The organism is Pseudonocardia sp. TMWB2A, from assembly GCF_017312135.1.
The window spans coordinates 3,024,583-3,037,381 of the sequence record NZ_QKQY01000002.1 but is presented as its reverse complement, the minus strand read 5'-3'; the positions used below and the strand labels follow the sequence as shown (position 1 = coordinate 3,037,381).

16 protein-coding genes are annotated in these 12,799 nt (G+C 76.0%); 13 read left to right on the top strand and 3 right to left on the bottom strand.

All coding sequences use genetic code 11. The features are described from left to right. Nucleotides 1–10 precede the first annotated feature (10 nt). The 9 genes from DMP17_RS29190 (at nucleotide 11) to DMP17_RS29155 (ending at nucleotide 4,701) form a co-directional block, all read left to right on the top strand. The gene (locus DMP17_RS29190) at nucleotides 11–442 is read left to right on the top strand and encodes a thioredoxin family protein (protein WP_337831171.1); all 432 of its coding nucleotides are present in this window, start codon (nucleotides 11–13) and stop codon (nucleotides 440–442) included. Nucleotides 443–462: 20 nt separating this feature from the next. After that, the gene (locus tag DMP17_RS46485; RefSeq protein ID WP_443217918.1) at nucleotides 463–588 is read left to right on the top strand and encodes a putative leader peptide; all 126 of its coding nucleotides are present in this window, start codon (nucleotides 463–465) and stop codon (nucleotides 586–588) included. 64 nt (nucleotides 589–652) lie between these two features. Beyond that, nucleotides 653–1,111, top strand: a complete 459-nt coding sequence (locus DMP17_RS29185) for a DUF4395 domain-containing protein (RefSeq protein WP_100879370.1) — start codon at nucleotides 653–655, stop codon at nucleotides 1,109–1,111. Nucleotides 1,112–1,146: 35 nt separating this feature from the next. Continuing rightward, nucleotides 1,147–1,983, top strand: coding sequence for a sulfurtransferase (locus DMP17_RS29180; protein ID WP_226354845.1), 837 nt, complete (start codon nucleotides 1,147–1,149; stop codon nucleotides 1,981–1,983). Between the two features lies 1 nt (nucleotide 1,984). Beyond that, nucleotides 1,985–2,284 (top strand): DUF1416 domain-containing protein, encoded by a 300-nt coding sequence (locus tag DMP17_RS29175; RefSeq protein ID WP_178374777.1) that lies wholly within the window; start codon nucleotides 1,985–1,987, stop codon nucleotides 2,282–2,284. Between the two features lie 130 nt (nucleotides 2,285–2,414). Beyond that, nucleotides 2,415–2,585, top strand: coding sequence for a hypothetical protein (locus DMP17_RS29170; RefSeq protein ID WP_157818430.1), 171 nt, complete (start codon nucleotides 2,415–2,417; stop codon nucleotides 2,583–2,585). A 35-nt stretch (nucleotides 2,586–2,620) separates the two neighbouring features. Further along, nucleotides 2,621–3,226, top strand: coding sequence for an FABP family protein (locus DMP17_RS29165; protein ID WP_062404071.1), 606 nt, complete (start codon nucleotides 2,621–2,623; stop codon nucleotides 3,224–3,226). Beyond that, a complete protein-coding gene (locus tag DMP17_RS29160; protein ID WP_226354844.1) occupies nucleotides 3,227–3,841 on the top strand; it encodes a 5-oxoprolinase subunit B family protein in 615 nt (204 codons plus the stop codon). Then, nucleotides 3,838–4,701 (top strand): biotin-dependent carboxyltransferase family protein, encoded by an 864-nt coding sequence (locus DMP17_RS29155; protein ID WP_337831170.1) that lies wholly within the window; start codon nucleotides 3,838–3,840, stop codon nucleotides 4,699–4,701. The genes DMP17_RS29160 and DMP17_RS29155 overlap by 4 nt, the downstream gene beginning before the upstream one ends. A gap of 3 nt (nucleotides 4,702–4,704) precedes the next feature. Here DMP17_RS29155 and DMP17_RS29150 read toward each other — a convergent pair whose 3' ends face one another. Both DMP17_RS29150 and DMP17_RS29145 read right to left on the bottom strand, forming a co-directional pair. Then, the gene (locus DMP17_RS29150; protein ID WP_337831169.1) at nucleotides 4,705–6,483 is read right to left on the bottom strand and encodes a hypothetical protein; all 1,779 of its coding nucleotides are present in this window, start codon (nucleotides 6,481–6,483) and stop codon (nucleotides 4,705–4,707) included. Between the two features lie 43 nt (nucleotides 6,484–6,526). Beyond that, a complete protein-coding gene (locus DMP17_RS29145; RefSeq protein ID WP_337831168.1) occupies nucleotides 6,527–8,458 on the bottom strand; it encodes a hypothetical protein in 1,932 nt (643 codons plus the stop codon). A 244-nt stretch (nucleotides 8,459–8,702) separates the two neighbouring features. Here DMP17_RS29145 and DMP17_RS29140 point away from each other — a divergent pair, with 244 nt between their 5' ends. The 4 genes from DMP17_RS29140 to DMP17_RS29125 all read left to right on the top strand — a co-directional run bounded on the left by DMP17_RS29140 (nucleotide 8,703) and on the right by DMP17_RS29125 (nucleotide 11,676). Further along, nucleotides 8,703–9,188: a Fur family transcriptional regulator gene (locus tag DMP17_RS29140; RefSeq protein WP_073575837.1), complete on the top strand. Its 486-nt coding sequence runs from the start codon at nucleotides 8,703–8,705 to the stop codon at nucleotides 9,186–9,188. Beyond that, nucleotides 9,185–10,312: a CAF17-like 4Fe-4S cluster assembly/insertion protein YgfZ gene (ygfZ, locus tag DMP17_RS29135; RefSeq protein ID WP_337831167.1), complete on the top strand. Its 1,128-nt coding sequence runs from the start codon at nucleotides 9,185–9,187 to the stop codon at nucleotides 10,310–10,312. Before DMP17_RS29140 ends, ygfZ begins: the two co-directional genes overlap by 4 nt. Nucleotides 10,313–10,533: 221 nt before the next feature. Next, nucleotides 10,534–10,737: a DUF3073 domain-containing protein gene (locus tag DMP17_RS29130; protein WP_062399683.1), complete on the top strand. Its 204-nt coding sequence runs from the start codon at nucleotides 10,534–10,536 to the stop codon at nucleotides 10,735–10,737. A gap of 195 nt (nucleotides 10,738–10,932) precedes the next feature. Then, a complete protein-coding gene (locus DMP17_RS29125) occupies nucleotides 10,933–11,676 on the top strand; it encodes an NUDIX hydrolase (RefSeq protein WP_337831166.1) in 744 nt (247 codons plus the stop codon). A gap of 22 nt (nucleotides 11,677–11,698) precedes the next feature. On the opposite strand, the gene purM is transcribed toward DMP17_RS29125, so the two are convergent. Continuing rightward, on the bottom strand, nucleotides 11,699–12,796 hold the full coding sequence (purM, locus tag DMP17_RS29120) for a phosphoribosylformylglycinamidine cyclo-ligase (RefSeq protein ID WP_073575834.1): 1,098 nt from the start codon (nucleotides 12,794–12,796) through the stop codon (nucleotides 11,699–11,701). Between the last annotated feature and the right edge of the window lie 3 nt (nucleotides 12,797–12,799).

Genomic DNA, 12,799 nt, shown 5'->3' with positions numbered 1-12,799 from the left:
GGGGGCGTCGGTGGACGTCACGGGTGCGGTGGTGCTGGTCGTCGTCCTGCTGGTGGCGACGCTCGCCGGGCTGGTCCTGCGCCGCCGTGCGGGGCGGCTCCGGCCCTCCGGGCACGACGGCGGCGCGCCCGCCGCGGCCGGGCCGGGCTGGGAGCTGGCCGGGACCGAGCCGGACGGGCGCCGGGCGCTGCTGCTGCAGCTGTCCTCCCCGGTCTGCGCGCCGTGCCGGCAGACCGCGCGCGTCCTCGGCGACCTGGCCGCGACGGACCCGGGCGTGGCGCACGTGGAGGTCGACGTCGCCGAGCGCGTCGACGTCGCCCGGGCGCTGGGCGTGCTGCGGACCCCGACCACGGTCGTCTTCGACGCCCGCGGTGCCGAGGTCCTGCGGGTCTCCGGGGTCCCGCGCACCGACGAGCTCGTCGCCGCCCTTCCCACCGGCTGAGAACGTGTGTGTGATGTCCGGTGGGCGCCGGCCACTGGGCTCGGCACGGATCGTCGGCTAGGCTCGGTCCCGTGAACTGGCCGCTGACCCGACGCCGCACGGTCGATCTGTGCCGCCTCGCCGGCTGCCTGTGTCTGGACTCCTGACCCGCGTGTCCTGAGCCCCGGCGTCCCGCGACGCCGAGGTTCCCGCCCCGGTTACTGGAGTCCCATGTCCGTCACGGACCGCGGATCCGCGCTCGTCGAGCCCCGGCTCGACCCGCGCGGGGTCCGCTTCTCCGCCGCGATCACCACCGTCGTCCTGGCGCTGGTGCTGCTGTCCGGCAGCGGCCTGCTCGTACTCGCGCAGGCCGTCGTCTTCGCCGTCGGCGCGTTCGCCGGCATGCGGTTCGCCCCCTACGGCGTCGTGTACCGGCACCTCCTCGCCCCCCGGCTGGGTCCGCCCGCCGAGCGCGAGGACGCCGCCCCGGTCCGCTTCTCGCAGACCGTCGGGCTGGTGTTCACCGTCGTCGCGGCGGCCGGCTACCTGTCCGGCCTGACCGTGCTCGGTGTCGTCGCCACGGCGGCGGCGCTCGCGGCGGCCTTCCTCAACGCGGCCTTCGGCTTCTGCCTCGGCTGCGAGATGTACGGGCTCCTCGCCCGCCTGCGCGGCACCGCCGCGCAGTCCTGACCGTTCCCACGACACACGATTCGGGAGAGATCGACATGAGCCGCGAGGACGTCCTCGTCACCGCCGACTGGGCGGAAGAGAACCTGGAGACCGACGGGGTGGTGTTCCTCGAGGTCGACGAGGACACCACCGCCTACGACGGGGGTCACATCCCCGGTGCGGTCAAGGTCAACTGGACCGACGAGCTGCAGGACGCGGTCCGTCGCGACATCCCCACCAAGGAGCAGTTCGAGCAGCTGCTCTCCGCCAAGGGCGTCTCGAACGACGACAAGGTCGTGCTCTACGGCGGCAACAACAACTGGTTCGCCGCCTACGCGTACTGGGAGTTCAAGCTCTACGGCCACGACAACGTGGTGCTGCTCGACGGCGGCCGCAAGAAGTGGGAGCTCGACGGCCGGACCCTGACCACCGACGTCAAGGACCGCCCCGCGACCTCCTACACCGCCAAGGAGGCCGACACCTCGATCCGCGCGTTCCGCGACGAGGTCGTCGAGGCCATCGACGCCAAGAACCTGGTCGACGTCCGGTCGCCCGACGAGTTCTCCGGCAAGATCCTGGCCCCGGCCCACCTCCCGCAGGAGCAGAGCCAGCGTCCGGGCCACGTGCCGAGCGCGATCAACATCCCGTGGTCGAAGGCGGCCAACGAGGACGGCACGTTCAAGTCGAACGACGAGCTCGCCTCGCTGTACAAGGAGGCCGGCTTCGACGAGGGCAAGGCGACCATCGCCTACTGCCGCATCGGCGAGCGCTCCAGCCACACCTGGGTCGTGCTGCACGAGCTCCTGGGCCACTCCGACGTCAAGAACTACGACGGCAGCTGGACCGAGTACGGCTCGCTGATCGGCGTGCCGATCGAGCTGGGAGCGAAGTGACATGTGTGCCGCACCTGACCAGAACCTGACCCTGCCCCCGAACACGGACCTCTCCAAGGAGACCGTGCTCGCCGGCCGCGTCGTCGCCGCCGGCGACCCGGTGGCCGGGGCCTTCGTCCGGCTGCTCGACGGCACCGGGGAGTTCACCGCGGAGGTCGTGTCCTCGGCCTCGGGTGACTTCCGGTTCTTCGCCGCCCCGGGCACCTGGACCGTCCGGGCGCTGTCGCGCTCGGGCAACGGGCAGTCCGAGCTCGTCGCCGACGGGCCCGGCCTGCACCGCGCGGAGATCGCCGTCGCCTGACCCGCTCGTTCCACCCGAACGCCGTCCCGGTCCCGCCGGGGCGGCGTTCGGCGTTCCGGCCGCCGACGGTCCGCGCGTCGGAACGGCCGGGGAGGCGCGACGGCGTGGCAGGTCAGTAGACTCGCCCGCCGTGCACTGGTTCTCCACCGGGCTGTTGATCGCCCTGTCCGCGGGAACCGCCGCCTGGGCCGGCTGGTTGCTCCGTCGCCTGTTCGTCGTCGAGCCCGTCGCCGCGCCCGGGCCGGGTCCCGATCCCGAACGGGACCCCGACGACCACCACACCGAGGAGCAGACCCCGTGACCGACCCCGAGCCCGCCGCAGCGTCCGACGAGGAGCTGCAGACCACGATCACCGGTCCGGAGAACGCGGCCCCGGACTCCCCGCAGCGCAACCGGCCGCAGTGGCCCGACCTGCCCGTCGACGACGACACCGCCAACCTGCGCCAGGGCCCCGACCTGCACGAGGCCTGCCTCGGCCTGCTGCCGCTGGTCGGTACCTGGCGCGGCACCGGCGAGGTCGTCTACCCGACGATCGAGGGCCCGTTCCACTTCGGCCAGCAGATCACCTGGGCGCACGACGGGCGTCCGTTCCTGTCCTACGAGGCCCGCTCCTGGCTCCTCGACGACGACGGCGGGATCATCCGCCAGGCCGCCCGCGAGACCGGGTTCTGGCGTCCCCAGGAGGACGGCTCGATCGAGGTCCTGATCGCGCACCACACCGGGATCGTCGAGGTCTACTACGGGCCGCGGGGCGACATGCGGTCCTGGCAGATCGAGACCGACGCCATCGCCCGGACGCCCTCGGCCAAGGAGGTCACCGCGGCGAAGCGGCTCTACGGCCTGGTCAACCAGGGCGACCTCGCCTACGTCGACGAGCGCGCGATGGTCGGGCAGCCGATGCAGCCGCACATCTCGGCCGTCCTGCACCGCGTGGTCGGCTAGTTGGTCGCGGTCCGGGTCCGCCGCTGCGGCGGGCGGGCGGTGCTGCTGGAGGTCGACGACGCCGCCGGGGTGGCGGCCGTCGTCGCCGCCGTGCGGGACGCCGCGCTGCCCGAGGTGCGGGAGCTGGTCCCGGCCGCCCGGACCGTGCTCGTCGAGGTGGCGCCCGGAGCCGCCACCGAGCGGGTCGTACAGGTCGCACGGGCCGCGGACCCGGCCGCCGGCGAGGCGGGCACGGGCACAGTCCACACGCTGCCCGTGACCTACGACGGCGAGGATCTCGCGCTCGTCGCCGAGACCGCGGGCCTGTCCGTCGACGAGGTGGTCGCGCTGCACAGCGGCGCGGAATACCGGGTGGACTTCTGCGGGTTCGCGCCGGGCTTCGGCTACCTCTCGGGGCTCCCGGAGCCGCTGCGGCAGCCACGCCTGGAGAGCTCGCGGACCGCGGTGCCCGCCGGCTCGGTCGGGATCGCCGACGTCTACAGCTGCGTCTACCCGCGGCGCTCCCCCGGCGGCTGGCGGCTGATCGGCCGCACCGACACGGTCCTGTTCGACCCCGTCGCCGACCCGCCCGCACTGTTCACCCCCGGCGACCGCGTCCGGTTCGAGCCCCGGTGAGCGCGCTGCTGGTGGTGCGGGCCGGGCCGCAGGCGCTGGTGACCGACCGCGGACGTCCGGGGCACGCGCACCTGGGGGTGCCGCCGTCGGGCGCGCTGGACGGGCCGGCGTACGAGCTGGGGAACCGTCTGGTCGGCAACGACGACGGCGCGGCCGGGCTGGAGCTGCTCGGCGGCGGACTGCGGGTGCGCGCCCTGGGGGGCCGGACCGTCGCCGTCACGGGGGCGCCCGCGCCGGTGTCCGTCGACGGCCGCCCGGCCGCGTCGCACCGGGCGCTGCACCTGCCCGACGGCGCCCAGCTGACGGTCGGGACGCCGGTCGGCGGGCTGCGGTGTTATCTCGCCGTCGCGGGCGGGCTGGAGGTGCCGCTCGCGCTGGGCAGCCGCAGCACCGACCTGCTGTCCGGGCTGGGACCCGACCCGGTCGCGGACGGCGACGAGCTGCCGGTCGGCCCGTGGTCCGGGCCGATCCCGGTGTCCGGGCCGGTCCCGGTGTCGCTGCCCGGTGCCGTGGTCGGGCTGCGGGTGCGCCCCGGCCCCCGCGACGACTGGTTCGCCGACCCGCACGCCGCCCTCGCCGGTCCGCTGTGGACGGTGACGGCCGACGGGAACCGGATCGGGGTCCGTCTCGACGGGCCGTCCCCACAGCGGCTCCCGGAGCTGCGCGACCGGGAGCTGCCGAGCGAGGGGATGGTGACCGGCGCTGTGCAGGTCCCGCCGGACGGGCCGCCGGTGGTGTTCCTCGCCGACCGTCCGACGACCGGTGGCTACCCGGTGATCGCCGTCGTCGAGCGCGCCGACCTGCCGCTGCTCGCCCAGGCCCCGCCGGGGACGGGCGTGCGGTTCACCGTGCTGCGCTGAGGCTCAGCGCTCGGCGTCCTCGCCGTCGAGGATGGTGCGGACGTCGTCGACGGCCATCCCGGACAGCCGGCCGATCTGCGCCGGGTCGAGCCCGCACTCGTGCAGGTGCCGGACGGCGCCGGCCAGGTCGTCGCGGCGGCGGCGCAGGACCTCGTCGAGCTCGGCGATGCGGTCGCGGGTGTCGTCGAGCCGTTCGGTCGCGTCGACGGCGCGGGCCGGGTCCTCCAGGAGCACCCCGAGCAGCCGGTCCTTCGCGTCGCCGGCCGCCGGGGTGCGTGCCCCCGCGGTCGGGACGACGGCGAGCGGCAGCTCCTGCTGCTCGCCACCGGGGACGTCGGGTTGCGGGTCGACGACGGCGTCGGTGGCGCGCAGGCGCGCCCGCTGCACGGCGCGGGCCGCGAGGGCCTGCTGCACGGCCCGGGAGACCGGCTCGGGGGTCGGCCGGGACGTGATTTCGGACCCGGTGGGCGGGGTCGGCGCGGGGGGCGGCGTCGCCGGGATCCCGGACGTCGCGGGGAGGTCCTCCGCGGCCGGTTCCGCGCGCTCGGCCGACCAGGGCGGCAACGGGCCGGGCGCGGTGTCCTTCCGGGCGGCCGGAGCCTGTTCCGCGGCGGGGGGCACGGTGTCGTCCCCGGTGGCCGGGGTCTGCCCGGCCGCGGCGGGCGTGGCCTCCGGGCCGGGCGCGACGACGTCGGTGAGGTCGTCGACGATGCGCAGCCGCGCGACAGGCCACTCCGGGACCGGCGGCGTGGCCGGGTCGCCGGGGGTGCCCGCGGCGTCCCGGGCTGCGGTGGCGTCGGTCGGGGCGGTGGCGTCGGCCGGGACGGCGTTGCCGGTCCCGGCAGCGTCATCGGTCCCGGTGGCGCTGTCGTTCGCGGGGATGCTGTCGGTCGCTGGGGTGCTGTCGGCCCCGGCAGGGCGGTCGGTTCCGGCAGGGCCGTCGGTTCCGGCAGCGGCTGCGGCGAGGGGTGTGGCGGCGGCGCGGCCCGGGCCGGCGGTGTCGGCGCGGGCCGTACCGCCGGTGTCCGTCGGGGCCGGGTCCGTCCGACCGGTGGTGTCGGCGGGAGCGGTGGCGGCGTGGGGGCCCGCCGGGGTCGTCGCGGACAGGGGCTCCACGTCCGCCGTGCCGCGCGCAGTGCCGTCGGTGGCGTCGGGGCCGTCGGTGGCGCAGCCGGCGCGCGTGGCGGCCCCGGCGCCCCGGGCCCGTCGCAGCCCGGTCGACCGGGGGCGCGGGGTCGGTCGGGGCCGGGGCAGCGGCTCCACCGCGGCACCCGACGCTCCGGTTCCCGGCGCGGCACCCGGGACCGACGGCGCCGCGGCGAGCGACACGGCGGCCGTCGCCTCCGGGGCGCGCCCCCGGGCGAGGGTGGCCGCGTCGGGCTGCTCGTCGGCCGGGGCGAACAGCGCCTCCAGCGAGCCCTCGTCCCCGTCGTCGTCGGGGGCGGCGTGGCGCCCCGCACCGGAGGCGACGACCGCGCCGGCGTACGCGGGCACCCGCGGCAGCGGACCGGTGTCCGCGCCGCGCTCGGCGACCACGTCGGCGACGGTCCGTGCACGGGCCGGGCGCGGCGGGTCGGCCGGGCCACCGGCCGCCTCACCGGTCCAGTCCGCATGGGACGGCTGCGGGTCCGCGGCCGTGCGCGGGGGCTCGAGCGGCAGCGGCACGGGCGCGGGGGTGCGGCGCGCACGCCAGACACCCCACAGGACCAGGACCACGAGCACGCCCGCGCCCAGCACCGCCACGAGGGGCAGGACCGGGACCGTGAACGAGCCGAGCTGCATGGGCCCGGACCTTATTGGGGTCCCGGGCCCCGCGCGGGGAACCTCAGCTGCTGCGCGTCCCCGTCGACGGCTGCGCCGCGCCCGTCCGGCCCTTGTCACCGGTGGCCGCACCGGAACCGTTGCGGGTCGCGCCGTTGCCCTTCTCGCCACCCTGCGACGACGGCTCGGACGCCGACGACGCACCGTTACGACCGTTCTGACCGTGGCCGGCCTGGCCGGAGCCGTTGCGGGCCCCCTCCGGACCGGGTCGCGCCGGGCCGCGCCCGGCGGCCGGGTTCGCGGTCGTCGGCGGGTCCGCGTCGGCCTTCGCGCCCTCGGCCGCGGTGCCCTTCTCCCCCGCCGGCGGCTTCTGCGAACCATCCGTTGGGGTGTCACCGGAACGGCGGACGGCGCCGACCGCGACCGTGCGCTCGGCGTCGCCGCCGGGCGTCGGACGCGGGTCCTGGCGCGGCACGGCCGACGTCTTCGGCTCCGCCTCGACCGGACGGGACTCCGACGCGGGCCGGAACAGCTCGGCGGGTTCGGGCTCGTCCCCGGGCCGGACGGCGGTGGTGCGCTCGGCACCGCCCTGCTGCCCGGTGGGGGCCGGCGACGGGCGCGGGCCCGGTGCGGGCCGCGGACCCGGGCGCGGGCCGGCGGCCTTGTCCCCGTCGGTACCGCCGGGACGCGGTCCCGAGGCGTCCGTCCGGGCGGGCTGCGGTGCCCCGGCCGGACGGTCGGTACCCGCCCCACCGGTGCCGGGCTTGGCCGGACCGGAGTCGGGCCGGGACTGGGACCCGGAGTCCTGGCGCGCCGGGGCGGGCCCCGGCTGCGGACGCGGACCGGGCCGCGGCGCGGGTGCCGCATCGCCCGACGGCGACGCCTGGGCGGCGGCCGGTCGGGCACCGTTCACCCCGGCGCCGTTGACACCGGCCGCGGGGGCCTGCGGGCGGCCGTTCGGGGCGCCCTGCGGACGCGCGGGGCCCTGGTCCTTCTGACCGGGACGCTGCTCGGACCCCGGGCGCTCCTCGGCGCCGGACCGGGCACCGGGACGCTGCGGCTCCGGCGCACCCGGGCGCGGCCCGGGACGACCGGACCGCTGGTCCGCGGAGTCGGGACGGGCCTGGTCGGAGCGACCCTGGTCGGGACGACCGGGCCGGGCGTCGGCCTGCCCCGGGCGCGCGGAGGCGTCCGCACCCGTGCCGGCGGCAGCGGCGGCCGGCGTGGCGCCGGCACCGGACTGCGGGGCGGGCTTGGCACCGGCACCGGACTGCGCGGCGGGCTTCAGTCCGGGGCCCGGCTGACCGGCGGGCTTGGCCGCACCGGGCTGACCCGTGCCGGGCCGGTCACCCGCGGCGGGCTTCGCGGAGCGGTCGTCGGACGACCCGGCCTCGCCGGACGGTCCGCCGGGCTTCTGCCCCGGGCCGGGGACCGGCCAGATCTCGTGGCGGGCCTTGTCCCCGGTGGCCGGGGCCTTCCCGACCTCGGCGCGCAGCTCGTCGCGACGGCGGGTCAGCTCCCCGACCTCGGTGCGGAGCTTGTCGCCCTGCTCACGGGCCCGGTCGGCGTCGGCGCGGGCGCGGTCGACCTGCTTGCGGGCCTCGGTGACGACACGCTCGGCGTCGGCACGGGCCTTGCTGCGGATCTCCTCCGCCTCCTCCTCGGCCTTCTGCAGGATCGCCTGCATGCGGTCGGAGAAGTTGTCGACGGCACCGTGCCGGTCGGAGTCCGACGGCCCCGGGCCGGGACGCGGCCCCGGACGCGGTGCCGGACGCGGCGGCCCGCCGGCCGGACCGGCGGCGAACCCGCCGGGCGGCGGCACCGGCATGGGCGGCGGCATCGGCCGGCTCCGCAGTGCGTCGATGTCCGCGCGCATCCGGCCCATGAGCCGCTGCATCTGGACGATGTGCTCGTCCACCTGCCGACGGTCGTAGCCGCGGAGAACGACGTCGAACCGCGGGGAACCGCCCGGGCGGTCCGCCCCGTCTGCCGTCATCGCCTCTCCTCAGGTCGTCGACATGGGTGCCCTCGGAGGGCACGTACGAGATCGGCGGACCGACGGTTCGGCGCGACCTCGCCGGTCAGGGTAGTCACGACGACGGGGTCGCGGCGAACCACGCAGCGTGCAACGGTCGTCCGTCGGCGTGGCGGGCCCCGCGACGGACGGTTCCGTGACACGATGTGCGGTCACCGTCCTCGTGGCCCGAGCCTACCGGGCCGTACCGAATACCATCGGCGGTGTGGACAGCACACTGAAGGGCACGTTGCACCGGCGTGGGCTCCGGATGACCCCTCAACGCCAGCTCGTGCTGGACGCGGTCCGGGAGCTGGGGCACGCGACACCCGAGCAGGTGTGCAGCCGGGTCCAGGCGACGGCACCGGCGGTGAACATCACGACGGTGTACCGGACGCTGGACCTGCTCGAGGAGCTCGGCGTCGTCCGGCACGCCCATCTCGGGCACGGTGCGCCGACCTACTCCGAGCACCAGCACCGCCACGTCCACCTCGTCTGCCACCACTGCGGCCGGGTGGACGAGGCGCCGACCGAGCTGCTCTCCGATGTGGCGAGTCGCACGCTCGCCGACCTGGGCTTCCACCTGGACGCGACGCACGTGGCCCTGTCCGGCACGTGCGTCGACTGTGCGCACGACGACGAGGACTCCGCCGACGGAGCCCCCGAGCAGGACGACACGGCGCCCCAGGAGGGCGCGGAGGGAGACCGGTGACCGTTCCCGGATCCGAGCAGGACCCCGACACCACCGACAACGCCGGGGACACGACCCCCGACCCGGACGACGTCGTCGCCGCGCACCACGGCGACCCGCCGGCCGAGCAGCGGGCGATGGCCCGCTCGGCCGCCGTCGTCGACCGCGGGCACCGCGAGGTGCTGGCGGTGACCGGCGAGGAGCGGCTGTCCTGGCTGCACCTGCTGCTCACCCAGCACGTCAGCGAGCTGCCGCCCGGCACCGGCACCGAGGCCCTGGTGCTCGACGCGCAGGGCCGGGTGCTGCACCACATGGCCGTCGCGTCGTCGGCGGACACGGTCTGGCTCGACACCGAGCCCGGCGAGGGCGCGGCACTGCTCGACTACCTGGCGAAGATGGTGTTCTGGTCGAAGGTCGAGCCGCGCGACGTCACCGCCGAGCTGGCGGTGCTGTCGGTCGTCGGCCCCGAGACCCCGGCCGTGCTCGCCGCGGCGGGGCTGCCGGTGCCCGATGCGCCGAACGGCGTCACGGCCCTGCCGGACGGCGGGTTCGTGCGACGGATGCCGTGGCCGGGCCGGGACGCGGCGGACGTCGTCGTCCCCCGCGGGACGAAGGACGCCCGCTGGGCGGACCTCACCGCGGCCGGGGCGCGGGCCGCCGGGACGATCGCGTTCGAGGCGCTGCGGGTGGAGTCGCGCGCACCGCGCCTGCACCGCGACACCGACGACCGCACCATCCCGCACGAGGTCGGCTGGATCGGCTCCGCCGTGCACCTCACCAAGGGCTGCTACCGGGGCCAGGAGACCGTCGCCCGGGTCGCGAACCTGGGGCGCCCGCCGCGGCGCACGGTGCTGCTGATGCTCGACGCCGGCGACGAGGACCTGCCGCGCACCGGCGACCCGGTGGTGCGCGACGGCCGCACGGTCGGCCGGGTGGGCACGGTCGTCCAGCACCACGAGCTGGGCCCGGTGGCGCTCGCGCTGCTCAAGCGGTCGGTCCCGGTGGACGCCGAGCTGACCGCAGGCGTCGACGACCGGGTCTCCTCCGCGACGATCGACCCGGACTCCTACGAGCCGGACCCGGACACCCCGCCGCCGGGCCGCGCGGCCCGGGAACGGACGGGTGGCGCCGCGCGTCGCGGATGACGCGCGGCCCGGCCGGACCACCGTGGGGCGACCGCCGGGTGAACACCCGGGGGCCCCGCGCCGGTCCGGGGCCGGGTCCGCCTGTGACGACGACGGTGCCGCGTCGCATGTTCCGGGGTGAGCAGGGTACGGTTGTTTTCACGACATTGATGAGACGAGAGGGGCCGCCGGGTCGTGCGCAATGACCGGCCGCCCCTTCCCTGTTGTAAGGGGGACCTGCCATGGGGCGTGGACGAGCCAAGGCCAAGCAGACGAAGGTGGCCCGTGAGCTCAAGTACAGCTCCCCTTCTATGGATCTCGACGCCTTGCAGCGGGAGATCGGTAGCGCGACGGCGGTGACTACCGACAGCCGCGAGGACGACTACGGCGAGTACGACGACCTCGCCGCCAAGTACAACGACGAGGACGACGACCCTCGCCGTTGACGGCCACCCCGGCGCCCGGCCCCCCGTCGTGACACGACGGCCCGGGCGCCGCGGCACGTGCCGACCCGGTGAGCTCGCTCGTCGGACCGGTCGTACCGGGCGGTTTCCCCCGGCCGGTCGGATAGGGCAAGATCATGACCTGTCTCCTGTGGGAGGCTTGGTCACCGATCCCGTCACGTCCGAGGTGTTCAGCAGATGCGCGGCAACCTGTTCGCGGTCGCCGTCAACCTCGTCGTGCTGACCGTGCGGCAGGACCGTCTGCACGTGCTGCTCATCGAACGGGGCGAGCCCCCGTTCCTCGGCCACTGGGCCCTGCCCGGTGGTTTCGTGCGCCCGGAGGAGGACCTCGTGCACACCGCCAGCCGGCGGTTGGGCGAGGAGACCGGGACCGACACCGGCAGTGCCGTGTGCGGGCACCTCGAGCAGCTGGCGAGCTACGCCGCACCCGACCGCGATCCCCGCGGCCGGGTCCTGTCCGTCGGCTACCTCGCGCTGCTGCCGGACATGCCGGAGCCGACGCCGGGCGGCGGGGCCGCCGCGTCCGCGTGGTGCGCCGTCGACGACGTGCCGCCGCTGGCGTTCGACCACCAGCGCATCCTCGCCGACGGCGTGGAGCGGGCGAAGTCGAAGCTCGAGTACACGACGCTCGCCGTCTCGTTCTGCCCGGACGAGTTCACGGTGACCGACCTGCGCCGGGTCTACGAGGCCGTCTGGGAGACCTCCCTGGACCCGCGCAACTTCCAGCGCAAGGTGACCTCCACCGACGGCTTCCTCGTACCGACGACGACGCTGGTCACCGGCGGCCGCGGGCGTCCGCCCCGGTTGTTCCGCCGCGGCCCGGCGACGGCGCTGCACCCGCCGATGCTGCGCGAGTCGCACCGCGCCGGGAACCGGCAGCCGGCGTCGCACGACACGGAGCTCCACCACTCCTTCGAGTGAGAGCGGACGGCGCGGGACCGCCTCAGAAGCGGGGGTGCTCCCCGCGCAGCTGCACCCGGGCGCCGAGCTCGCCGGAACCGGCACCGTCGACGTCGCCGATCCGGCCGACCTCGCCCAGGATCCAGGCGGGCACGTGCCGGGCGGTGAGGACGGCGAGGGCGCGGTCGACGTCCTCGGGCGGCAGCACCGCGACCATCCCGACGCCCATGTTGAACGTCTTCTCCATCTCCGCGCGCTCGACCCGGCCGCGGGACTGGATCAGCTTGAAGATCGGGGCCGGGGTCCAGGAGCCGCGCTCCACGGTGGCCGCGAGGCCCTCGGGCAGCACCCGCTCCAGGTTGCGGGCCAGCCCGCCCCCGGTGATGTGGGAGAACGTCCGCACGCCGGTCTCGGCGGTGATCGCCAGGCAGTCCTTGGCGTAGATCCGGGTCGGGACGAGCAGCTCCTCGCCGAGGGAGTGGTCGAACTCCTCCAGCTCACCGGCCAGCGGCAGCCGGGCGATGTCGAGCAGCACGTGGCGGGCCAGGGAGTAGCCGTTGGAGTGCAGCCCCGAGGAGCCGAGCGCGACCAGCACGTCGCCGGGGCGGACGCGCTCGGGCCGCAGCATCTTCTCGGCGTCGACGACACCGACACCGGTGGCGGAGAGGTCGTAGGCGCCCTCCTCCATCAGCCCGGGGTGTTCGGCGGTCTCGCCGCCGAGCAGCGCGCAGCCCGCGGTCTGGCAGCCCTCGGCGATGCCGCGCACGATCGTCGCCACCTGGTCGGGGACGATCTTGCCGATGGCGATGTAGTCCTGCAGGAACAGCGGCTCGGCCCCGCAGACGACCAGGTCGTCGACGACCATCGCGACGAGGTCCTGGCCGATGGTGTCGTGCTTGTCCATCGCCTGCGCGATCGCGACCTTGGTGCCGACGCCGTCGGTCGAGGCGGCCAGCACCGGCTCGGAGTACTTGCCGAACTTCGCCGCGAACAGACCGGCGAAACCGCCGATGCCGCCGCGCACCTCGGGCCGGGTCGCCTTCTCGGCGAACGGACGAAAACGCTCGACCGCCTGCTCCCCCGCATCGATGTCCACCCCCGCGGAGGCGTAGCTGGCGGGGCCGGGCTCGGTCGAGGGCATGCG

Coding starts and splice junctions, on each gene's coding strand:
- DMP17_RS29185 (WP_100879370.1), top strand. CDS start 653: ATGTCCGTCACGGACCGCGGATCCGCGCTCGTCGAGCCCCGGCTCGAC.
- DMP17_RS29180 (WP_226354845.1), top strand. CDS start 1,147: ATGAGCCGCGAGGACGTCCTCGTCACCGCCGACTGGGCGGAAGAGAAC.
- DMP17_RS29175 (WP_178374777.1), top strand. CDS start 1,985: ATGTGTGCCGCACCTGACCAGAACCTGACCCTGCCCCCGAACACGGAC.
- DMP17_RS29150 (WP_337831169.1), bottom strand. CDS start 6,483: ATGCAGCTCGGCTCGTTCACGGTCCCGGTCCTGCCCCTCGTGGCGGTG.
- DMP17_RS29145 (WP_337831168.1), bottom strand. CDS start 8,458: ATGACGGCAGACGGGGCGGACCGCCCGGGCGGTTCCCCGCGGTTCGAC.
- DMP17_RS29130 (WP_062399683.1), top strand. CDS start 10,534: ATGGGGCGTGGACGAGCCAAGGCCAAGCAGACGAAGGTGGCCCGTGAG.
- DMP17_RS29125 (WP_337831166.1), top strand. CDS start 10,933: ATGCGCGGCAACCTGTTCGCGGTCGCCGTCAACCTCGTCGTGCTGACC.
- purM (WP_073575834.1), bottom strand. CDS start 12,796: ATGCCCTCGACCGAGCCCGGCCCCGCCAGCTACGCCTCCGCGGGGGTG.